At 63.8% G+C, this 21,544-nt stretch carries 22 protein-coding genes and 3 tRNA genes; 12 read left to right on the forward strand and 13 right to left on the reverse strand.

Going from position 1 to position 21,544, the window contains the following annotated elements; all coding sequences use genetic code 11:
- Positions 1-154: 154 nt before the first annotated feature.
- The 3 genes from AB5Y95_RS05205 to AB5Y95_RS05215 all read right to left on the reverse strand — a co-directional run bounded on the left by AB5Y95_RS05205 (position 155) and on the right by AB5Y95_RS05215 (position 572).
- Positions 155-231, reverse strand: a tRNA-Met gene (locus AB5Y95_RS05205).
- A 95-nt stretch (positions 232-326) separates the two neighbouring features.
- Positions 327-403: transfer RNA gene (locus tag AB5Y95_RS05210), tRNA-Met, on the reverse strand.
- Positions 404-495: 92 nt separating this feature from the next.
- A tRNA-Met gene (locus AB5Y95_RS05215) sits at positions 496-572 on the reverse strand.
- Between the two features lie 196 nt (positions 573-768).
- On the opposite strand from AB5Y95_RS05215, the gene glgX reads away from it, so the two are divergent.
- Complete coding sequence (glgX, locus tag AB5Y95_RS05220) at positions 769-2,832, forward strand: glycogen debranching protein GlgX (protein WP_126881923.1); 2,064 nt, start codon at positions 769-771, stop codon at positions 2,830-2,832.
- Between the two features lie 82 nt (positions 2,833-2,914).
- Here the strand turns inward: glgX and AB5Y95_RS05225 are convergent, their stop codons facing one another.
- The 3 genes from AB5Y95_RS05225 to AB5Y95_RS05235 all read right to left on the reverse strand — a co-directional run bounded on the left by AB5Y95_RS05225 (position 2,915) and on the right by AB5Y95_RS05235 (position 6,538).
- The gene (locus tag AB5Y95_RS05225; RefSeq protein WP_017780170.1) at positions 2,915-3,634 is read right to left on the reverse strand and encodes a hypothetical protein; all 720 of its coding nucleotides are present in this window, start codon (positions 3,632-3,634) and stop codon (positions 2,915-2,917) included.
- Between the two features lie 117 nt (positions 3,635-3,751).
- Entirely contained in the window at positions 3,752-5,389 is a 1,638-nt protein-coding gene (locus AB5Y95_RS05230; protein ID WP_368159813.1) for an ATP-dependent endonuclease, read from the reverse strand.
- Between the two features lie 261 nt (positions 5,390-5,650).
- A complete protein-coding gene (locus AB5Y95_RS05235; RefSeq protein WP_362816046.1) occupies positions 5,651-6,538 on the reverse strand; it encodes an AraC family transcriptional regulator in 888 nt (295 codons plus the stop codon).
- Between the two features lie 167 nt (positions 6,539-6,705).
- Here AB5Y95_RS05235 and AB5Y95_RS05240 point away from each other — a divergent pair, with 167 nt between their 5' ends.
- Positions 6,706-7,623, forward strand: a complete 918-nt coding sequence (locus tag AB5Y95_RS05240; protein ID WP_026139174.1) for a DMT family transporter — start codon at positions 6,706-6,708, stop codon at positions 7,621-7,623.
- 52 nt (positions 7,624-7,675) lie between these two features.
- Positions 7,676-8,539 carry a LysR family transcriptional regulator gene (locus AB5Y95_RS05245; protein ID WP_010634091.1) on the forward strand — a complete coding sequence of 288 codons (864 nt, stop codon included), beginning with the start codon at positions 7,676-7,678 and terminating at the stop codon, positions 8,537-8,539.
- A 59-nt stretch (positions 8,540-8,598) separates the two neighbouring features.
- Here AB5Y95_RS05245 and AB5Y95_RS05250 read toward each other — a convergent pair whose 3' ends face one another.
- Positions 8,599-9,378, reverse strand: a complete 780-nt coding sequence (locus AB5Y95_RS05250) for a TSUP family transporter (protein ID WP_010634092.1) — start codon at positions 9,376-9,378, stop codon at positions 8,599-8,601.
- Between the two features lie 207 nt (positions 9,379-9,585).
- Positions 9,586-10,347 (reverse strand): tRNA-uridine aminocarboxypropyltransferase, encoded by a 762-nt coding sequence (locus AB5Y95_RS05255; protein WP_368159818.1) that lies wholly within the window; start codon positions 10,345-10,347, stop codon positions 9,586-9,588.
- A gap of 167 nt (positions 10,348-10,514) precedes the next feature.
- Between AB5Y95_RS05255 and AB5Y95_RS05260 the strand changes: the two genes are divergently transcribed.
- Positions 10,515-10,928 (forward strand): VOC family protein, encoded by a 414-nt coding sequence (locus AB5Y95_RS05260; RefSeq protein WP_124250978.1) that lies wholly within the window; start codon positions 10,515-10,517, stop codon positions 10,926-10,928.
- A 62-nt stretch (positions 10,929-10,990) separates the two neighbouring features.
- Here AB5Y95_RS05260 and AB5Y95_RS05265 read toward each other — a convergent pair whose 3' ends face one another.
- Positions 10,991-11,980 (reverse strand): D-alanine--D-alanine ligase, encoded by a 990-nt coding sequence (locus AB5Y95_RS05265; RefSeq protein ID WP_065017688.1) that lies wholly within the window; start codon positions 11,978-11,980, stop codon positions 10,991-10,993.
- Between the two features lie 200 nt (positions 11,981-12,180).
- Entirely contained in the window at positions 12,181-12,789 is a 609-nt protein-coding gene (locus AB5Y95_RS05270; RefSeq protein ID WP_019838799.1) for a 2OG-Fe(II) oxygenase, read from the reverse strand.
- A gap of 264 nt (positions 12,790-13,053) precedes the next feature.
- Between AB5Y95_RS05270 and AB5Y95_RS05275 the strand changes: the two genes are divergently transcribed.
- Together AB5Y95_RS05275 and AB5Y95_RS05280 are read left to right on the forward strand one after the other, a co-directional pair.
- Complete coding sequence (locus AB5Y95_RS05275) at positions 13,054-13,530, forward strand: glutathione peroxidase (protein WP_065017689.1); 477 nt, start codon at positions 13,054-13,056, stop codon at positions 13,528-13,530.
- A gap of 160 nt (positions 13,531-13,690) precedes the next feature.
- The gene (locus tag AB5Y95_RS05280; RefSeq protein ID WP_017780180.1) at positions 13,691-15,076 is read left to right on the forward strand and encodes a DEAD/DEAH box helicase; all 1,386 of its coding nucleotides are present in this window, start codon (positions 13,691-13,693) and stop codon (positions 15,074-15,076) included.
- Between the two features lie 51 nt (positions 15,077-15,127).
- Here the strand turns inward: AB5Y95_RS05280 and AB5Y95_RS05285 are convergent, their stop codons facing one another.
- The 3 genes from AB5Y95_RS05285 to AB5Y95_RS05295 form a co-directional block, all read right to left on the reverse strand.
- Positions 15,128-15,592, reverse strand: coding sequence for an acetyltransferase (locus AB5Y95_RS05285; protein ID WP_065017690.1), 465 nt, complete (start codon positions 15,590-15,592; stop codon positions 15,128-15,130).
- 7 nt (positions 15,593-15,599) lie between these two features.
- Positions 15,600-16,091, reverse strand: a complete 492-nt coding sequence (locus tag AB5Y95_RS05290) for a GNAT family N-acetyltransferase (protein ID WP_368159822.1) — start codon at positions 16,089-16,091, stop codon at positions 15,600-15,602.
- Between the two features lie 94 nt (positions 16,092-16,185).
- Positions 16,186-17,031: a DUF5718 family protein gene (locus tag AB5Y95_RS05295; RefSeq protein ID WP_139430787.1), complete on the reverse strand. Its 846-nt coding sequence runs from the start codon at positions 17,029-17,031 to the stop codon at positions 16,186-16,188.
- Positions 17,032-17,387: 356 nt separating this feature from the next.
- Here AB5Y95_RS05295 and AB5Y95_RS05300 point away from each other — a divergent pair, with 356 nt between their 5' ends.
- The 6 genes from AB5Y95_RS05300 (at position 17,388) to AB5Y95_RS05325 (ending at position 21,416) form a co-directional block, all read left to right on the forward strand.
- On the forward strand, positions 17,388-17,939 hold the full coding sequence (locus tag AB5Y95_RS05300) for a class IV adenylate cyclase (RefSeq protein WP_124250984.1): 552 nt from the start codon (positions 17,388-17,390) through the stop codon (positions 17,937-17,939).
- Positions 17,940-18,010: 71 nt separating this feature from the next.
- The gene (locus AB5Y95_RS05305) at positions 18,011-18,523 is read left to right on the forward strand and encodes a DUF4823 domain-containing protein (protein WP_124250985.1); all 513 of its coding nucleotides are present in this window, start codon (positions 18,011-18,013) and stop codon (positions 18,521-18,523) included.
- A 20-nt stretch (positions 18,524-18,543) separates the two neighbouring features.
- Complete coding sequence (locus AB5Y95_RS05310) at positions 18,544-18,936, forward strand: NUDIX domain-containing protein (RefSeq protein WP_026139176.1); 393 nt, start codon at positions 18,544-18,546, stop codon at positions 18,934-18,936.
- A gap of 168 nt (positions 18,937-19,104) precedes the next feature.
- Positions 19,105-19,611, forward strand: a complete 507-nt coding sequence (locus AB5Y95_RS05315; RefSeq protein ID WP_005300445.1) for a GNAT family N-acetyltransferase — start codon at positions 19,105-19,107, stop codon at positions 19,609-19,611.
- A 238-nt stretch (positions 19,612-19,849) separates the two neighbouring features.
- Complete coding sequence (locus AB5Y95_RS05320) at positions 19,850-20,968, forward strand: glycerol dehydrogenase (RefSeq protein WP_026141034.1); 1,119 nt, start codon at positions 19,850-19,852, stop codon at positions 20,966-20,968.
- A gap of 115 nt (positions 20,969-21,083) precedes the next feature.
- Positions 21,084-21,416 carry an antibiotic biosynthesis monooxygenase gene (locus tag AB5Y95_RS05325; protein WP_368159828.1) on the forward strand — a complete coding sequence of 111 codons (333 nt, stop codon included), beginning with the start codon at positions 21,084-21,086 and terminating at the stop codon, positions 21,414-21,416.
- Positions 21,417-21,544: the final 128 nt, after the last annotated feature.

Consider the following 21,544-nt stretch of genomic DNA (forward strand, 5'->3'; position numbering starts at 1 on the left):
TTTGAACCGACGACCTTCGGGTTATGAGCCCGACGAGCTACCGAGCTGCTCCACCCCGCGTCCGAATTGTATTGCCACCACAAGAGACAGAGCAGATGCCCCTTGTTGTCTTCGTCTCCACCGCAGAGCATTGCCTGCCATGGACACAAATAGTTGGTTGCGGGGGCCGGATTTGAACCGACGACCTTCGGGTTATGAGCCCGACGAGCTACCGAGCTGCTCCACCCCGCGTCCGAATTGTACTGCCACCACAAGAGACAGAGCAGATGCCCCTTGCTGTCTTCGTCTCCACCGCGCGGCATCGCCTGCCATGGACACAAATTAGTTGGTTGCGGGGGCCGGATTTGAACCGACGACCTTCGGGTTATGAGCCCGACGAGCTACCGAGCTGCTCCACCCCGCGTCCATATTTTTTCGTTCAGGCTGAGCAGTAGCCTGTTCGAATTCTCTTGTTTATCAACACATTGTGAAACAAGGCTGATGCAAGAACTCAGATGGTTGCGGGGGCCAGATTTGAACTGACGACCTTCGGGTTATGAGCCCGACGAGCTACCGGGCTGCTCCACCCCGCGTCTGAGGTCGCCAATAATAGGCGCCGGCGCTCAGATTGCAAGTAAATATCCTAAAAAAACTTCATTCGTAGATTAAACCGGCATAAATCGCAGGAATTTGCAACAGAGCGCGGTTTTTTCAGGCAAGCAGCTTGTGGGCCAAGCTGGCGCACTACACTCAGATGGTTTGTAACTCCTCGTTTTGGGTAGGTTTATCATGCGCATCTCCGCCGGTCATTGCCGTCAATTGGGGGCCACACCCGAGCACGACGGCGTCAACTTCGCCATCTGGGCCCGTCTTGCCAGCAGGGTCGAACTGCTGCTGTTTGCCGGCGCCGACGATGCCACGCCGGAAGTGATCCCCCTCTCCCCCCGCCTCAACCGCACCGCCTACTACTGGCACATCCATATAGAGGGGATCGGGCTGGGTCAGCGCTACGCCTATCGTATCCAGGGCCCTTGGCGCCCCTATTACGGCACCCGCTTCGATGCCGACAAGGTACTGCTGGACCCTTATGGTCGCAGCATCGAGCTGGGCGCCAACTACGATCGCTGGGCGGCGGCCCGCCCCGGCAGCAACCTGGCCTGCTGCGCCAAGAACCGGGTAGTGGATACCCGCAACTACGACTGGGAGGGGGACAAGCTGCCTGCCCACTCCCTCTCCCGTTCGGTGATCTACGAGCTGCACCTGGGGGGCTTTACCAAGTCGCCGGACTCGGGGGTCGACCCCGCCCTGCGCGGCACCTACCTCGGCCTTATCGAGAAGATCCCCTACCTGCAATCCCTTGGCGTCACCGCAGTCGAGCTGCTGCCGGTGTTCCAGTTCGATCCCCAGGATGCCCCCAGGGGGCTCTCCAACTACTGGGGCTACAGTCCCATGTCGTTCTTCGCCCCCCACGCCCAGTACGCCAGCGGTGAGGATCCCCTCACCGAGTTTCGCGACATGGTCAAGGCGCTGCACCGCGCCAACATAGAAGTGATCCTGGACGTGGTCTACAACCACACCGCCGAGGGGGGTGACGATGGCCCCACCTTCTCGTTTCGCGGCATCGACAACGAGGCCTACTACATCCTCGACGCCAATCAGAAGGACACCAACTACTCGGGCTGCGGCAACACCTTCAACGGCGCCCATCCGGTGGTGCTGCGCATGATCATGGACAGCCTCCACTTCTGGCGCCAGGAGATGCACGTGGACGGCTTTCGTTTCGACCTGGCGGCCATCCTGTCGCGGGACGAATCGGGCCAGCCCCAGGCCAATGCGCCGACCCTGCGCACCATCGACACCGATCCCCGCATCGCCGACATCAAGCTCATCGCCGAGGCCTGGGATGCGGGGGGCCTCTATCAGGTGGGCAGCCTGGCCGGCGCCCGCTGGCGCGAGTGGAACGGCCAGTTCAGGGACGACGTGCGCCGCTTCCTGCGCGGGGATGACAACGCGGTGATGGCGTTCGTGGAGCGGCTGTGCGGCAGCCCGGACATCTACCACTACCACCACGCCGATCCGGAGAAGAGCATCAACTTCGTCACCTGCCACGACGGCTTCACCCTGTGGGACTGGACCAGCTACAACGGCAAGCACAACGAGGCCAACGGCGAGCAGAACCGGGATGGCTGCGATCACAACTTCAGCTGGAACCACGGCCAGGAAGGGCCAAGCGAGGATCCCCAGATCAACGCCCTGCGCACTCGTCAGGCTAAGAACATGATGGTGGCCACCCTGCTCTCGGTGGGCTCCCCCATGCTGCTGATGGGGGATGAGGTGCTGCGCACCCAGCACGGCAACAACAACGGCTACTGCCAGGACAACGACACCTGCTGGATGCACTGGCAGCCCGATGCCAGGGGGCAGGAGATGTTCCGCTTCATGAAGGAGCTGATCCAGTATCGCAAGCACCTGTTCCAGCGCCCGGAGCAGGAGAGCATGCCGCTGTCGCTGACCGAGATCCTGCGCCACAGCGAGATCTGCTGGCATGGGGTCAACGCCGCCCAGCCGGACTTCGGCCCTCACTCCCACGCCATCGCCATGTCGGCCCTGTCGAGCGAAACCCGGCTGGCCCTCTACGTGCTGTTCAACGCCTACTGGGAGCCGCTCACCTTCAACCTGCCAAGCCCCCCCAAGGGGGTCGGTGGCTACTGGCGCCGGATCCTGGATACCGCCCTGCCCTCGCCCGAGGACATCAGCACCTTCGGCATGCCGCTCGAAGGGTTGACCCGGGAGTACCTGGCCCAGCCGCGCAGCAGCTGCCTCTTCATCTGCGGCGCCGACGACTTCTACTAGAGGCCGCACACCAGGGCCGCAAACAGCCAGCAAAAAGCCCACCCCGGTTGCCCGGGGTGGGCTTTTTCATGATGCAGGTCGGTCAGGCCAGCTGATGCAGCACGCTGGTCGCCGCGATCTGGGCGATGATGAGGCCGCACAGGGCGGTGGAGACCACCACCGGCGCCGTCTCCTGCTGGCGGTAGAGCGGGCTGAACCAGAGCAACAGGGCGGCGATCAGCAGGGCGGCCTGGGTCAGCACGCCGGGGATCAGGGCATCGAGGCCGGCGCCGCTCCCCTGCCAGCCCACCAGCACCGCCAGCCAGAGCAGGCTCAGGATGGCGGCCACCAGCCCGGCCAGCGGCAACAGGGTGTTGAATGCCTGCAGACGGTGACGGGCTCGCAGCAGCATCAGATGGGCGAAGGCCGCCCCCAGCAGCACCATCTGCAGCAGGCCGCCAAGCCAGCCCTGGATCTGCAGCAAGCCGATGCCATAGACCAGCAGCGGCACCGCCGGCAGCCAGAACAGGGTGGCCGGGATGGCGCGCTTGCCCTCCAGCCGGGATTGAGCCAGCGACAGCACCACTCCCAGGATCAGGGCGGCGCCGCCACTCCAGATCAGCCAGTCGGCCGCCTTGGCCTCCACCGCCAGCATCAGGGAGAGGCCGGTGATCACCCAGACCGAGAAGAGTTGGGTGGTGATCCGCGAGCGCTGGCCCGGGCAGAGATCACCGCGCCAGAGCACCAGGCCCAGGGCGATGAGGGCCCCCAGCGCCATCAGGCCGGTCAGGGGAAAGAGCCAAAAAGGGAGTTGGACGAACATGACGCCTCCAGCAGCAAGAATTCAGAACGCGCCGATGGCGCCGGATGAAGGGGCCGAGTATACCCAAAGCCGCCGCCATCCCCAATCCCTGCCGCGCATCAGCCTGCGACGAAGGGCTCAGCTCTGGCCACGGGCCAGCGCCACCACCCGGGCGAACATCTGGCGCAGCACCGGCGGGATGTGCTCGCCGCCGAGCCGCTCCGCCTCCTCCACCACCGCCAGCGCCATGCCCGGCTTGCTGCGATGGTGAATCGCCTTGTTGATGATGCGCCCGGCGTTGAGGGTCGAGCGCCCCCCGACGCCAGCTTCACGCCGGAACACCGCCTCGAAGCCGTTGTGGTAGAGGTAGTGCTCTATGTCCGCCGCCGGCAACTGGGTCAGCCTGTCCCGCTCCCGCTCCCCCTTGAGCAGGGAGCGCGCCGAGGTGGCGTATTTGACCCCCGCCTCGTCGCCGTCGGTGAGCAGATGCCACTCGATGCCAAAGTCGCGCGCCACCTTGATAAGGGGTGACTGACCACACTGGGCGAACTCGATGATCCGTACCCCCTCCGCTCGCAGGCTGTAGCCGCAGATCTGGGCGAGCTCGGAGAGCAGCCAGATCTCGGTCTCCCCCTCCACCAGCAGCCAGCAGCGGGCAAACATCGACATGGGGCGGTTGATGCGCACGTGGAAGGCAATCTTGCGCAGATCGTCGCTGCTGTAGCGCTCGCCCCCCAATTGATGACAGAGAATGTCCTGCTGGCGGCGCACCAGCCGGCGGATCTGGTTGAGGGGCAGCGAGGAGAGCAAGTCCCCCGAATTGGTGGTGAGCAGCTTCTGCCCAGGCAGTTGTTCCAGCAGGCCCCAGGCCAGTGCCAGCATGGTGGGGTGCAGGCGGCTCTCCGGGTCTTCCAGGATCATGATGGGGCGCGCCCCCTGCTCCAGCTCCCGGTTGCCCCGCGCCTGCAGCAGGGTGGCTGCCATGCCCGCCATCGCCAGTTGCAGCGCCCGGTTGTCGGCATTGCGCAGCAGCGCCTGCAGATTGCCGGGATTGCGCAGGGTCATGGGGCGGTTGACGATCTCCCGCTGGCTGCGCGGCTTGTTCTTGATGGGGGCCAGCGCGTTGAAGTAGTGATCCATCAGCTGGCGTACCGCCTGCAGCGCCTCCTTGAGCTCGGGCTCGCCGATGCGCTGGGGCTCGTCGATCAGCTTGTCGGCCAGCTCGCTCAGCCGCAGCTCGGAGAGATCCCCCCACTGCAGGGTCTCCACCCCGCTTCGGGCGGTACGGGCATCCCGCAGCCGGAACACCGGGTTCATGGTGATGAGCAGGCAGACCAGCTCGTGGGCATTGTCGATGGCCAGGCTCTTGCCGATGCCATCGAGAAAGTCGTGGGTGGTGGTGACGGAGCCATCGCTCTGCAGCTCGGCGCTGGCGCGGTAGTGAATGCGGTGAAACTTGTCCTTGTGCTTGATCCAGGCGGCGCCGAGGCGGGCCAGTCGCTGGGAGTGCAGGCACATCTGGGGCCTGTGCTCGCTGAAGGTGAGCACCAGTTGCAGGTGGCGGGCCGGCTCGAGCTCGGGATCTTCGGGCTGATGGAAGTCATCGCTGCTGAACTGGTAGGGCTCGGCATTCTGGCCCAGCAGACACCAGAGGGCGCGCAACAGGCTGGACTTGCCCCAGGCGTTCTCGCCGATGAGCACTGTGGTGTGGTCCAGCCCGAGCGAGAGGCGATTTATTCCGCGAAAACCTTTGACTTCAATGCGTTCCAGAAACATGCGGCCATATCCAGTCCATCCTGATGGCGCAATAGTGGCAAAGTTGTCGGGAAAATCCTATCGGGTCGTGGCGATTTTCAGCGGGAACTGTGAGGAACGAGCGGTTCGGGGACGGTGGCGCCGGCAAGTCGGCCCTGGGGGGCGTTCCAGTGGCTGAACCAGAGGTGGCGAGTGCGAGTCTGACGTTTGCGATGATTCAAGGGCATCTCCTGTGCGGGTTGAAGGAACGAGGCTTCCCCTCGTTGCCAACCAATCTGCCGCTTATCTGTGACAGGAGGATGACAGCTGGCTGCGCCACTGACCCGGGGTCAGACCAAACGCTTCACGAAAGCGGTTGCCAAGGTGGGCCTGGGACGAGAAACCGCACTGGATGGCGATGCTGGCCAGAGAGTCGGCGCCGGCCAGCAGCTGCTTGGCCCGCTTGAGCCGCAGCCCCAGCAGGTAACGGTGGGGTGGGCAGCCCAGGCTCTGGCCGAACATGCGGGCGAAGTGGTATTCGCTGAGACCCGCCTCCTGCGCCAACGCCGCCAGGGTGACAGGCTCCGCCAGATGGGCCAGCAGGTACTCCTGCACCCGCCGGATCACCGCCGGTGCCAGCCCGCCGCGCACCTCGGGCAGCGGTGGCGCCTCTCGGGTGTGGTGGCGATAGGCGTGCAGCATCAACATCCAGGCGCCATGGGAGAGCGCCATCCTGTCCACCTGGTGCTGCCAGTCCAGCTGCATCAGCTGGCCCTGCACCAGGCTGGCGGCCAGCGGATCGTCGATGAAGGTCTTGTCCTCCAGCAGCAGGTGGCGCCCCTCCTTGTCGCACACCTCTTCGGCGATGCGGGTCAGGTGGGCCGGGGTGAAGTAGAGGTGGAAGAAGCGAAACTCCTCGCGCACCAGCCACTCGGACCTGTGGTGATCCGGCATGATGCACACCTTGCCGGTGCCGCCGTGGCCACCCGGGCCGTCCAGCCGCTCGGTCTGCTCGCCCCCCTGCAGGTAGACGCTCAGGGTATGGTGGCCCGGCTTGTGATAGCGGGTCTGATCGTAACAGTTGCGCCAGCTGGCGACGCCAAGGCCAGGTTCCAGCCAGCAGGCGTTCTCCAGTCGCGCGCCCGTGCTGACCAGTGCATCGAATACTCCCGCCGGCTTAGTCTGCAGCACCCGCTCTGTTCCTCTTGTTGCTTGCCTGATGGCCCCTGTGCGCCATCTTAACGCGGCGCGGCGGCAAAGGCTGCGGCTGCCCGTAAAAAACCGCAAGATGGTGTAAGCCCGCCGCCACCGCCCGCTGCATGCTGATCCCATGTCGTACTCATCTCACCGGATACCCCATGAACCTGATGCTCTATCTTGCCACCGTCCTTATCTGGGGCAGCACCTGGATCGCCATTGCCTGGCAGCTCGGCCCCATTCCCATCGAGGTCTCGGTGCTCTATCGCTTTGCCCTGGCGGCGCTGGCACTGTTTGCCCTGCTCACGGTGAGCGGCAAGTTCCCGCGCCTGCCCTGGGCGGGCCAGCGTTACGCCGCCCTGCTCGGCGCCCTGCTTTTTTCCACCAACTTTCTCTGCTTCTACCACGCCACCCTCTATATCCCGAGCGGCATGTCGGCGGTGATCTTCGCCAGCGCCAGCATCTTCAACGGCCTCAACCTCTGGCTGTTCGAGGGTAAAAGACCCGGCCTGCGCTGGTTGCAAGGATCCTTGCTGGGGCTCGTCGGCACCCTGCTGTTGTTCTGGCCCGTGCTGGCGGATGCGCAACTGGGTGCAAACGGCTGGAAGGGGCTGCTGTTTGCCTGCGGCGGTACCCTCTGCTTCTCGCTCGGCAACCTGGTCTCGGCCCGCGGCCAGCGCCAGGGCTATCACGTGCTGCAGATGGTGCCCTGGGGCATGGTCTACGGCGTGGCGCTGCTGCTGGGCTGGGTCACCCTGCTCGGTCAGTCGCTGACGCTGCCCACCGATCCGCGCTACCTGGCGGCCATGGTCTATCTGGCCATCTTCGGCTCCGTCATCGCCTTCACCGCCTACCTCACCCTGGTGGGGCGCATCGGCCCCAGCAAGGCGGCCTACGCCACCGTGCTGTTCCCTCTGGTGGCGCTGACCCTGTCCACCTTCTACGAGGGGTTCGTCTGGCAGCCGGTGTCGGTGGTCGGCGTGGTGGTGAGCCTCATCGGCAACCTGGTGATCTTCGCCCCGCCCGTCAAGGCGTGGCGCTGGCCGCTGGCACGGGCTACAAACGGTACTTGCCCCTGATGCCACCAGCCCCTAAGGTAACCGCTTTCAACAGACGAGGATGGGAGAGAGCATGTTACTGGAAGGGCTGGAGACACTCTGCCTGCTGGCGAGCGAGGGCACCATGGCCAAGGTCGCAAGCCGCCTCTACATCAGCCAGTCGGCGGTCAGCAAGCGTATCGCCCAGCTGGAACAGCGCCTTGGCAAGAAGCTCATCGAGCCGGATGGGCGCCACACCCGCCTCACCCCCCAGGCCAGGGAGCTGCTCACCCGGGTGGCCCCGAGTCTGGCCGAGATGAAGGGGGTGCTGACGGACAGCCAGATCCTCACCGACCAGACCCCCCTGCCCGTCGCCTGCTCCGAGACCCTGCTGGCGGGCTACCTCGCCCGCTTCATGCACGACTATCTCGAGCGTGATCCCCACATCGCCCTCTCCACCCACCACACCCCGGTGATCCTGGCCCGGGTGCGCGGCGGCGACGCCCTGCTCGGCATCTGTGCCGGGCGCCTGCCCCCCGGCCACGGCCTGTGCACCGAGCGACTGCTGGAGGAGCCCTTCTATCTGGTGGGGAACGCGGCGTCCGAGCACCAAGAAGAGAGTGCCGAGCAGCTGCAACCCATCCTCACCATGGATCTGGACAACCCCTCCAACCGCTATCTGCGCGAACCGCTGGCGGCCCTTGGCCTGACCCCGGCCATGGAGCTCGACTCCTACCTGGCGCTGATCGAGCTGGCCAAGGCGGGGATTGGCCCCGTGCTGCTGCCGGCCGGCCTGCTGGCCCTGGTGGGCGAGCAAGGGGCGCAGGCCCGTCCCCTGCCGGGGCTGGGGCGCCCGCTCCACCTGGTCTACCGGCCAAACAGCCTCAAGCGTGAGCGCATTGCCCGCCTGGTGCAGGCCCTGCAGGCCCATTTCCGGCAGCTGACGGCGCAGGGCTGAAAAACAAGAGGGCCCGATCCAGCGGATCGGGCCCTCTCTATGATCCCTTGTGCAAGGCGTCAGCCCAGCCAGGCAAAGAGCTCGGGATACTGGCTCCACACCAGCTTGACGGACATCAAGAGGGAGACGGTCACCAGCAGCGGCTTGATGAGCTTGACCCCCTTCTTGAGCACCAGCTTGGAGCCCATGCGGGCCCCGATGAACTGCCCCAGCGCCATGCACAGGCCGACGCTCCACACCACCTTGCCCCCCAGGGTAAAGAACAGCAGGGAGGCGATGTTGGAGGTGAAGTTGAGCAACTTGGTGTGGGCGGTGGCCCGCGCCATGCCAAAACCCGCCAGGGCCACGAAGCCGATGGCAAAGAACGACCCAGTCCCCGGCCCGAAGAAACCGTCATAGAAACCCACGCCACCGCCCACCAGCAGGGCAAACGCCATGGGGGTGAGGCGGCGCTGGCTCTCCGCATCGCTCACCCGGGGGGAGAAGTAGAAGTAGCAGGCAAACGCCATCAGCAGGAAGGGCAACAGGCGTTCCAGGATGGCGGCATCTATGGTCTGCACCGCCAGGGTACCGATGGCCGCGCCGATGAAGGTGCAGATGACCGCCGGCCAGATGATGGCCCACTCCAGCAGCCCCTTGCGGGCATAAAACCAGGTGGCGGAGAAGGAGCCGAAACTGCTCTGCAGCTTGTTGGTACCGAGCACCAGGGCCGGCGGCATGCCGGTGGCGAGCAGGGCGGGCACCGTCAGCAGGCCCCCGCCGCCGGCAATGGCATCGATGAAGCCAGCCACCAGGGCCACGCCAAACAGGGCAAGCAGGGTAAAGAGTTCCAGTTCCATCCATCGCCTCGCGAAATTGACCGGGGCCCGCAAGGGCCCGCACAGCGCAGGCTCGCCATGAGCCTGATAAACACTGCAGGTCGCTATCCTAATGGGGCTTGGCTCATGACGCTAACGAAACGGTGGCAGGCAATTGATTCCTGATTTTCATCAGTCAACCGCTCCATGGCGTGGCTGGCACGCGTGCGGTCCCCTCGCCCGCCTTGATCAGGCCACGTCAGACTCGCAGGTCGCCCCATCGGCCTTGAGGTCGGCCAGCGCCTGTTGCAGGTGAGCCTCATCCTCGCCGGGGGCCCGGCTGACCCGGCCCGCCATGTAGCGACTGCTGAAGAGATTGAACCACAGCTGCAGCGCCTGCCCCGCCGCCAGCTCGCCGGCCACCTCCAGCACGCAGGCCGCCACCTCGGCGGTGCAGAGGTGCTCGTCGCAGTGGGCCACTCGCATGCCATAGGTGGAGAGCGCATCCGGCTTGATGGATAGCACCGGAAAACCGTCCAGATAGGGGCTCTTGTTGAACATCTTGCGCGCCTCGGGCCAGGTGCCGTCCAGCAGGATGAAGAGCGGCTTCTTGCCGGGAACCGGGGTCACCACAGAAGTGAGCCGGGCCGGCTCCTTCTCGCAGGCGGGAAACACCACATAGGGTTGCCAGGCGGGATCCGCCAGCAGGGCCAGCAGCTCGGGATGGGGCTGGGTGCGCGACCAGAGAAACGCCCAGGTGGTCTGCGGCAGCACATCGGCGATGAGGCGCCCGGTATTGGAGGGCTTCATCGGTTCGCTGTCGTACATCAGCAGGCAAAAGCCGGCCTCGGCCTTGAGCTCGGGGCGCCACTCGCAGGCACACCAGTCGTGGCGCAGCTGGCAGGCTTCGCAGCGCGGCACGCTGCCGCCACGGGCGAGAAAGGGTCGGGTCGAGACGCTCTTGCGCCAGATGCGCAGGCGATTGACGGCGTGATCGGGGATTGGCTTCATGGAACGCGGCTCTGACGGTGCCTGTGGCAGGACAAAAAGGGGGCAGATTGTAACGGCGCGCCCTCTGCGCAGCAAGGCCCCCCATCTGGGGCAAGCCGGGATGCCACGCCTCTTTGATACTTGGTCGTCAATCCATGCACCCACGCATGGGACACAGGAGGACGACGATGGCAGAACAAGACATTGCCCGCGAGCACGCCCTGGCCGAAGGCACTACCTTCACCTGGCACGAGCTCTATCTCCCCGATGCCGAGGCCGGGATCCGTTTCTACACCGAGGTGCTCGGCTGGGAGAGCCAGACCATGGCGATGGAAGGCGGCGACTACCCCATGCTGGTTGCCAATGGCAGGCCGATCGCCGGCGTGCAGTCTACCCGGGGCAATCCCGAGATGGCCGGCGTACCACCCCACTGGGCAACCTATATCGCGGTGGATGACGTAGATGCCAGGGTGCTCAGGGTCAACCAGCACGGCGGCACCGTGGTGGTGCCCGCCATGAACATCCCGGGGGTCGGGCGCATGGCCCTGATTGCGGATCCGCAAGGGGCGCACATCTGGCTGTTCACTCCTGACCCCATGTGACATCGCCCACCGTAACAACGACAGAGGGGCCCGCGGGCCCCTCTGTCACGTTCGGCAAGCCGTTAGACCGCCTTGCGCAGGATCTGCTCCAGATAGTGCGCGAAGCTGTGGCCGTGATGCTCCAGCAGTTTCGGGAACATGGAGATGGAGGTCATGCCCGGGAAGGTGTTGATCTCGTTGAGCAGGATCTCCCCCTCTTCGGTCAGGAAGAAGTCGATGCGCGAGAGGTGAGTCAGTTTGAGCTGACGGAACGCCTTGAGGGCGTACTCGTGAATGGCATCGGCCTGGGCCTGGGTCAGCCCCTCGGCACGCAGCGCGGTCTCGGTGTGGCTGGCGCTGCTGTACTTCTCTTCATAGGTGTAGAACTTGTCCTGCGGCACGCAGATCTCGCCCGGGTAGGTAGCCACCAGCTCGTCACCGTACTGGTAGACCGCCACTTCCAGCTCGCGCGGCTTGACCGCTTTTTCGATCAGTACCTGCTCGGAGTAACCGAAGGCATCGGCAATGCTCTTCACCAGATCCGCTTCGTTGCTGGCGGAGTAGCAGCCGACGGAAGAGCCCTGGGAGGCCGCCTTGATGAAGACCTTGCCCCATTTGGCCAGCGCCGCTTTCGCTTCGGTCAGGCTCGCCTCACCCTGCTCGGTCAGGAACAGATAAGGGGTGTTGGGGATGCCGAGGGCGGTGAGCCACAGCTTGGTGGTGATCTTGTTGAAGCACACCTTGCTCGCCTCGGCGTCGCAGCCGAGGTAAGGCAGGCCGGCCAGCTCGAGGAAGGATTGCAGATCGCCGGTCTCACCCGGGTAGCCGTGGATACAGGGCACCACGTAATCCACCGGACGGGCCACGCTGTCGAAAGAGAGCAGCTTGTCCAGCCCCAGCTTGCACTCGCGGCCGTCGGCGCTGAGCCAGCGGTCGGCAAACATCTCGACCCGGGTCACTTCCACGCCGGGCAGGAGAGAGAGCTGTTTTTCGAGGAAATTGGCACTGCGCAGCGAGACTTCGTGTTCGGAGCCACCGCCGCCACACAGCAGCAAGACATGGATGTTCTTCATTAGATGTGATCCCTTGGGAAAAGCGGCTTCGCCATCACCATTTAAAACCCAACCGCATTAAAACCGGACGAAGCCAGATACGAAGATAAGTGCGGGCCAGTGTAGCAAGGGAGATCGAGCCTTGTCAGCCGATGGGCGCCCCATCCGCCGACAAGAGCCATAAAAATTCTCGCCTGTGTCAGAAATTGGATGAAAAGAGCTCAGCGCGGCGGATCGAGCCGGCCATTGCCGCTGCCGTTGACCCGAAACCAGCCGGCGATGCTGTAGCGCTCCTGGTTGGCGGGCAGCACCTCGTGGGGGAACTCTTCGGATAGAAACAGCACCAGTCGCCCGCCCCGGGGCGAGACGTCCATCAGAAACTGCTCGTCGTCACCGTACATGCGCAGCACCCCGCCCGCCTCTGGCTGCCAGTCGTTGTTCAAGTAAAACACCGAGGTGAGGCGGCGGTTGGAGCGCCCGGCGAAGGCGTCGCGATGGGTGGCATAGAAGTCACCGCTGCGGTAGCGGGCAAAGTGGGCCTCGTAGTCGAACAACCCCAGCATCAGCATCCGGTTGGCGGCCAGCCGCAGCGCCTCCATCCGTGCGAGGTAATCGGCCACCGGCGCGCCGAGGGAGGCGTCGAGCCAGTGGATCTGATCCCGGCGAATATCGCGGTTGTCCTGATGCAGGGTATCGCGGCCGATCCCCGCCGGTCGCCACTCGTCCGGCAGACAGGCCCTGAGGGCATCCACCTCGGCGGCGGTTAAAAAATCATCCACTATCACCCATCCCCGGGTGTATATGGCGTCCATGACGGCTTGATAGTCCAAGATTGACTCGCAACAAGTGGAAAGAGGGCGCTTTTTAGCGACTTCCCGGCCAAGACACAAACCGGTTTGCTTCTCTTGAGAAGTCCCACCATCAATACGCCATCCGGGCCGCCAAGACCCCCATTATCTCGACCCGATCGCCACTCTGTGATCCGGCGCACTCAATCTGCTCCCAGCAAGGGAGCACTCCGGCTTGCTCCCCGCCGCCGCCCCCGTTAACGTGGTGCAATGTGCCCTGAATGGGCCCACTCAAAGGAGTCTTTCATGTCTTTGCCCGAACTCACCCTGCAACGCCTCGACGGCAGTGAACTGCCGCTCGCCTCCCTCGCGGGCCAGGTCATTCTGGTGGTCAACGTGGCCAGCCGCTGCGGCTTTACCCCTCAATACACGGGGCTGGAGGCACTCTATCGGGAGCTGGGGCCCGAGGGGCTGGTCATCCTGGGCTTCCCCTGCGATCAGTTCGGCCACCAGGAGCCGGGCGATGCCGAGGAGATCGCCCGTTTCTGCTCCCTCGACTATCCGGTCAGCTTCCCCATCATGGCCAAGTGCGAGGTCAACGGCGAACAGGCCCACCCCTTCTATCAGTGGCTCAAGAAGGAGAAGCCGGGTCTGCTGGGGCTGGAGAACGTCAAGTGGAACTTCACCAAGTTCCTGATCGACCGGGATGGTCAGGTGGTGGACCGCTTTGCCCCCACCACCAAACCGGAAAACCTGGTCGCCTCCATCCGCGATCTGCTCTGATTGCCTGAACCTGCCTAATTGAGCGGCCGGTGCGACAGCTACTGCGCAGCGGCCGCGCTTTTGCTATATTACGCCCCCGTTATCACTTTCATCCCGTGGCCGGCCCCGTGCGCCGGTCACCCGCTGAGCCCAAGGCTCACCAGAGGAGTCTCTCTCGAACATGTCATTCAACGAACTGGGTCTGTCCCCGCACATCCTGCGGGCCGTCAAGGAGCTGGGTTACGAACAGCCAACCCCCATCCAGCAGCAAGCCATCCCCGCCATTCTGGCCGGGCAGGACGTGCTCGGCGGCGCCCAGACAGGCACAGGCAAGACGGCCGGCTTCACCCTGCCCATGCTGCAGCGGCTGCTGGCCAACCATGGCCGCGGCCGTCGTCAGGTGCGCGCCCTGGTGCTCACCCCGACCCGCGAGCTGGCCGCCCAGGTGGGCGAGAGCATCATCAAATATGCCCACCACCTGCCGTTTCGCACCCTGATCGCCTACGGCGGTGTCAGCATCAAACCCAATCTGGACGCCATCAAGCTCGGCATCGACATCCTGGTGGCCACCCCGGGCCGCTTGCTGGATCTGCTGACCCAGGGCGCCCTGACCCTGACCGAGCTGGAAGTGCTGGTGCTGGATGAGGCGGATCGCATGCTCGACATGGGCTTCATCCACGACATCCGCCGCATCATGAAGGCCCTGCCCGCCGAGCGGCAGACCCTGCTCTTCTCCGCCACCTTCTCGGACGACATCAAGGCGCTGGCGGACGATCTGCTGAACGACCCGACCCTGATCGAGGTCGACCCCAGCAACACCGCCGCCGAACAGGTGACCCAGCGCATCATCCAGGTCGACCGGGAACGGCGCCGCGAGCTGCTCTCCCACATGATTGGCCGCGGCAACTGGCAGCGGGTACTGGTGTTCGTACGCACCAAGCAGATTGCCGACAGGCTCGCCCAGCAGATGCAAAAGGATGGCCTGGATACCGTCGCCATTCACGGCGACAAGAGCCAGGGTGCCCGCAACCGGGCGTTGGCGGATTTTCGCGAGGGCAAGGTGCGAGTGCTGGTGGCGACCGACATCGCCGCCCGGGGTCTGGACATCGATCAGCTGCCCCACGTGATCAACTTCGAGCTGCCCCAGATGGCGGAGGATTACATCCACCGCATCGGCCGCACCGGCCGCGCCGGTCGTGGCGGCGAGGCCATCTCGCTGGTGAGCCAGGACGAGCTGGGTCAGCTCAAGGCCATCGAGGCGCTGATCGGCCAATCCCTCTCCGTCGAGATCCTGGACGGCTATGAGCCCAGCGGCAAACCGAGCCGGCAGACCCTGCCCGGCAGCAAGCCGGTACAAAATCCGCCGCGCGCCCGTGGTGCCGCCAATGCCAAGGGCGGCAACGGCAAATCCGCTGCAGGCAAGAGCAAGGCAAAGAGCGATGGCGGCAAGAAGCCCGCCCCGGCGCGCAAGCGGGAAGTGGTGGGCGAGGATATCGGCTTTGCCCCCATGCGCCGCCTGCCCAAGGCCCAGCGCGGCGACTATCAGGACAACTCCAACGAGGAGTAAGACACAGTCCTGAACCCGTCATAACAAAAAACCGCCTGAGGGCGGTTTTTTTCATGATTGCGTCACTGGCCTGTCAGTGCCCTCTGTCGCAATGGACATGTGCAGCAACGGATAGGGTCTGCCCTGCCCGTCCAGCGCCGAGCGGCCCACCACCGCGAAGCCCAGGTGGCGATAAAAACCGAGCGCCTGCTCATTTTGCTCATTGACGTCCACCCGGGTCGCCCCCAGCCGGGCGATGGCATCGGCCACCAGCAGGCGACCCACCCCGCCCCCGCGCAGGGCGGGGTCGATGAAGAGCATCTCGATATTGCCCTCGTGCACCCCGCAAAAGCCGGCGATCCCCTGCTCGCTGCGGGCGCAGGTGAGGGCCACGGCGTCAAAGTAATGTTCCAGGATGAGCTCGCGCAGAGGCGCAATCTCCTCCTCCGGCAAAAAGTGGTGAGTGGCGCGCACCGACGCCTCCCACAGCGCGATCAGGGCCTGATAATCCCCGCGCGATGCCTGCTCCAGTCTCATATCGTGCTCACTCAATCGCTTGATTGTTCGGGGCCTGTCCGGTCGTCGCCATGGCGTCGACCTGCTTGAGGACAAACCCCTTCTCGATGCCGGCCTTGAAGCCCAGCCTTTCATAGAGACGGTGGGCTTCATCGCGCCCCTCCCCCGACAGCAGCATCACCTTGTAGCAATCCTGCTGCCAGGCAAGCTCAAGCGCATGGCTCAGCAACTGCCGACTGATGCCCCGGCGCCGAAACGCAGAGGCCGTCACCACGTGCTCTATGATGCCAAACGGCCGGCCACCGTTGGTCAGGGTCGCGACCACGCCAAGCTGGCAGGTGGCGGCCAGCTGGCCATCCACCTCCGCCACCAGCAGGTGAAGGTGCGGCTGAGTCAGCAGGGCCGTCAGCGCCGTGCGGGCAGCGTCCGGCGCAAGCGTGGGGTCATGGGGGCGCAACTCCCGATAGAGTGCCAGCAGGCCGGTCATATCCTGCAGGGTACAGCACCTTATGAGCGTCATCCTTCCTTCTCCTTGAACCATGGCGACACGTCGCCACCCTGGACGAGGGTCGCAAACCTCGGGGGCACCATACCTGCAAATCGGCAAACGCCCCTCAGCGGGTCTTGACCGCCTGCAGCAGCACCGACAGATCCGGCCCAAACTGACGGGTGCGAATGGCCTCACGGATATCACTTTCGCTATAACGGCTGGCCGGATAGAGCAGCACGCAGGCGGTGTCGCCGGGCTTCAGGAAGTGGGTCTCGCCAAACGGGGTATAGCGGGTGGCCCCGATGCTGATGAGGGCATGAGCCGGGCGCCCGGCCTGGGCCAGCAGCCCCTGGATGTGCTCGGCCGGCCCCTCGTCCTGCTGATGGTTGAACTTGTCGATGGCCCATGTCAGCAGCTGGCCGTGGAAGTAGCTGTAATCCACCGCCGCGCTGTCGACCCCGTAGGGGTGCAGCTCACCATCCCGCTCCAGATAGCAGGCGATGCGGTAGTCATCGAGCTCGCAGCCGGCGGCGAAGTGGGACAGGGGCAACAACGCGGGGGCCAGCCCCTTGCTCTCTTCACCCCAGTTTTTCTTCTCGCTGATCTTTTTGGCGTTGGGACGGCGGATGGAGCAGTCGTTGTAGGCACCAAAAGCGCGCGGATGGATGGCCACCACCTGCTCCCCCGCGTACTCCAGCTCGCACCAGAGCGCCACTTCCGGCTCTATCTGCACTTTCTCATCGCCGTTCACCGCCGCCTCCGGCAAAAAGATGGCGTCGCCGCTCAAGGGGAAGACGCCGAGCTGGCCGGGGTGGCCCGGCACGTAGAAGGGGAACAGCGCCTTGGGGGCGCTGGTGTCACGCACCACCACCGCCACGAAATCCGAGGCCTCGCCGGCCTGCTCCAGATGACCGGCGAAGTTGCCCGCCACCCCGAGTCCGATAAACTTGCTCTCTGCTGTCACTTGCATCTTCTCACCTGCATCTTGCCAAAGCGAAGGCAGCGGCCCGGCACGGGGCGGCTGCCGCAAACGTGGCGAGGATTAAAACACAAGGGTCTGCCCTCGCCCAGCCTGCACGCCCCATCCTGTGCGCCAACGCGAACTTTTGCCGGCCGCTCGGCGAGCTTGTGAGCAACCGCCATGCCCGAACTCACTCGACCATGTGCGGTGCCTGCCCTTGATCACGGTGGCATGCTGCGCATTGATCAACCCTGCGCCCCGGAAACAGATCGTTTCCACATCCTGCCGCCTTGCCCCTTGGGCCGGCCCGCCAACTTTGCTAGGCTGCCCGCCATGCCAATCCGCACACTCAAGGATGCCTGTCGATGTCAGCACAGCACTTTCAGGGCCGCTTCGAGGTCGAGTTCAAATACAGGCTCGGCGATGTCGCGGCCTTCACCACAGCCCTCGCCGCCCTCAATCCCGAGGTGATGCTGGAGCGCAACCAGGAGCAGGACACCTACTTCGACACCCCGGACCGCAGCCTGAGCGCGGCGGGCAAGAGCCTGCTGATCCGCGCCATGCACCCCTCCGGCATCCGGCTCTGGATCGTGAAGGGGCCCGAACCCGATCGCTGCGAGGCGGTCAACATCACCGACGCCGACAAGGCCATCAGCATGCTGCACACCCTGGGTTACCAGCCGATACTGACCCTTCGCAAAGTACGCAGCATCTATTTCGTCGGCCCGTTCCACGTCACCCTGGATCACCTGGCGGGGCTCGGCGATTTTGCCGAGCTGGCCATCATGACCGATGACGAGGAGCGACTGGTGGAATATAGGCATGCCTTGGAAGCGTTGGCGTCAACACTGGGTTTGAAACAGCGTGAGCACCGCTCTTACAAAGAGTTATGTGAGCTTAATCAATCAGTCTATTGATTAGATTTGATATAAAAATCATGCTATTACCCAAATCATCAAACTTATTCAATTAAACAAGGGAATGTATTTTGAAAAACTATGTTACTGCCCTCTTGTCATTACTTGCTGTTGGCTGCAGCTCTACATATCAGCAATCAAATGTGCAAACAATGACCAGCAAGCTCGATCCCAGCCAGGGGGTACTTATTTCGCAGCCTCAAGATGGCTCATACGAAACGACGCAATATCAAAATTCGGGTCAAATGACTGCTCAGGCAATCTATGCAGCATTTTCCAAGAAAGCTCACAGAGTTGAAATTACCACCCGTTGCCATGGCGAACCTTGCCTGAACGATATTCAACCAACCCAATTCAGATATTACGTAAAACCCGTCATTTTACATTGGGAAGAGAGGGCTACCGAATGGTCAGGCAAGCCAGATGTAATTGAAATTCAATTAGTTATATACGACACCCTAAGCAAAAAGAGTATCGCCAACTCGTCGTTTAAAGGAAAAAGCAAATGGGCCACGTTTGGTGGTGATCACCCACAGGATCTGTTGCCTGAACCGACCGAGAAATACGTGAACAGTCTCTACTGATTGACTACTGGAATAGAACCATGATCGACAAACTCGCCTGGCTGACCTTCAAGGATCAGCAACTGCTCTGTGCCCGCTCCCACGGCAAGCACATCTACTACATTCCCGGCGGCAAGCGCGAAGCGGGAGAGAGCGACGAGGCGGCGCTGATGCGCGAAATCGAGGAGGAGCTGGCCGTGGCCCTCAAGCCCGACACCCTGGCGTTTGCCTGTGAGTTCAGCGCCCAGGCCGACGGCAAGCCAGAGGGGGTCAACGTCAGGCTGCGCTGCTACACCGGCGAGGCTGACGGCACGCCCGTCGCCTCGGCGGAGATCGCCGAGCTGCGCTGGCTCGACAGCCGCCATCTGGCCGAGATCTCCCCGGTTTCCCGGCTGCTGTTTGCCTGGCTGGTCGAACAGAAGCTTATGCGCTAGGGGAAACTGCCCGGGTGGCGTGATCGGGCGCACCCGGCGAGTGGCAACGACTTGAAATTGGCGGCGGAAACGGCGAGTCTAGCCAGTCATCCTGCCGCCAGTCCCGTTGGCGGCAGGCGCCGTGGCAGACCGGGCCGACGGCGTGAACTTCGTTGACAAGGACTCCTGATGGACATAGTTGAGGTTGATACCACCCAGGGCATCAAGCCTGCCCTCATCACTTTGCTGCAAGACAGCGTGGCCAGTGGGGCCTCGGTGGGCTTCCTGCCGCCGCTGACCGAAGAGCAGGGGCTCGTCTATTGGCAGGGCATAGAGACGGAGCTGGCCGCGGGCAGCCGCCGGCTCTGGGTCGCTTTTGAGCAACACCAGCTGGTCGGTGCCCTCCAGCTCTCGCTGTGCACCAAAGCCAATGGCCGTCACCGCGCCGAGGTGGAAAAACTGATGGTGCACAGTCTCCACCGTGGCAAGGGGGTCGGCCGTGCCCTGATGGCCAGCATGGAGCAAGGGGCCAGAGAGGCCGGCCGTAGCCTGCTGGTGCTCGACACCCGGGTGGGTGATGCCGCCTCCCGCCTCTATCGCCAGCTGGGCTATCAGGAGGCGGGCCAGATCCCCGCCTTTGCCCGCAGTGCCGATGGCACCCTGGCGGCCACCCTCTTCTTCTACAAGCAGCTCTGAGGCTCGCACCACACCTCCACTGAACTGCCGCGCCCTCCCTATAGAGGGCGTGCAGTTTTTCCCTGCATTTTGCCCTTCCAAAACAATCAAATCGGTCAGATGGATTAATTCCGCTCCAACTTCAGCCCCATTTGAGCGCCATTTTTCCTTCACCTCACGCCAGGCGAGGCGTATGGTGTGGCAGGAAGACCCGTTTGCATACCAATCGGGTGCCACTTACTGCCTTGAGGAATATTGCATGTCTATCCTGCCTCGTACCGTCACCTCCCCCAAAAAGTTCATCATCGGCCACGATCTGCTGCCCCAACTCCATGATCACGTGAAAGATTTCGGCGACAACGCCCTGCTTGTCAGCGACGAGTTCATTCTGGAGCGGGTGCGGGAAGAGGCGCTGGCCGGCCTGCTGCAGGCGGGCCTGAAAGGAGCGGTCGAGAAGTTCAACTACGAGTGCACCGACATCGAGATCCGCCGCCTGTGCGATCTTGCCGAACAGCAGGGGGCCAACGTCATCGTCGGCATCGGCGGCGGCAAGACCCTGGACGTCGCCAAGGCGGTGGCCTTCTACCTGCGCCGCCCGGTGGTGCTGTTTCCCACCATCGCCTCCACCGATGCCCCCTGCACCGCCCTCGCGGTGATCTACAACCCGGCGGGCGAGTTCGAGCGCTATCTGTTCCTGCCACAAAACCCGGACGTGGTGATCGCCGACACCGCCATCATAGCGGCGGCCCCCGCCCGCTTCTTTGCCGCCGGCGTGGGCGATGCACTCGCCACCTATTTCGAGGCCCGCGCCTGTTACCGGGCCGACGGCATCAATCTGGTGGGCAAGCGCCCCTCCCGCACCGGCCTCGGGCTGGCCCGGCTCTGCTACGAGCTGCTGGGGGAGAACATCGAGCTGGCGATGGACGCGGTGCGCCACCATGTCACCACCCCGGCGCTGGAGCAGACCATCGAGGCCACCATCTATCTGAGTGGCGTAGGCGCCGAGGCGGGCGGCCTGGCGGCGGCCCATGCGGTCAACAACGGCATGTCGGTGGTGCCAGATCTGCACCGGGCCCAGCATGGTGAGAAAGTGGTGTTCGGCCTGCTCACCCAGCTGGTGCTCGAGCGCGCGCCCCAGGCCGAGCTCGACGAGGTGATGCGCATCATCCAGCTGGCCGGCCTGCCCATGACCCTGCAGGAGATGGGGCTGAGCCAGTTCGTGGAGAGCGAGTGGCGTCAGGTGGCCAAGCTTGCCTGCGATCCTCTCGACACCATGGGCAACATGCCGATGAGCGTCAGCGAGCAGGATGTCTACCACGCCATGATCGCGGCCAATGCCATGGCCGAGCGCTACCGGGCCCGCCACCCACGCACCTGATCGGCACTCAAGTAATATCGTGATCAAACCGGCAAGGTCGGCCCCTGTGTCCGGCCTTGTCATTCCCCGTCCGACCTGCTGCAATGGCCCTTTCCCCTTGGGACAAGGAGTCACCATGATATTGGAAGTCGCCCATCTGCAGGTCATCCCCGGTCAGGCTGCCGCCTTCGAGCTGGCATTTTCCCAGGCCCAACGGATCATCAGCACCATGCCGGGCTATGGCGGACACCAGCTCCAGCGCTCGCTGACCGACTCCCACCGCTATCTGCTGCTGGTCAACTGGCAGCGCCTCGAAGATCACACCCAGGGCTTTCGCGGCTCACCCCAGTACCAGCAGTGGAAGGCCCTGCTCCATCACTTCTACGATCCCTTCCCCACGGTCGAGCACTACCGGCAGGTCACGTTCGATGAAGCAGAGCAGCGGGAACAGGGCAACGGCCTGATCTGAACCGGATGCCCAGTGTCAGGACCAAGAGGATGGCTGAGGCGGCATTGCCTCGTTCGGTGTGCAACCAGATAAGCGGCGCAGGGCTGGACTGTTAACCGAGAGATGAGGAAAGATGATCAGGGGGCCAA

The organism is Aeromonas sp. R5-3 (assembly GCF_040908225.1).
Lineage (GTDB): Bacteria > Pseudomonadota > Gammaproteobacteria > Enterobacterales > Aeromonadaceae > Aeromonas > Aeromonas dhakensis.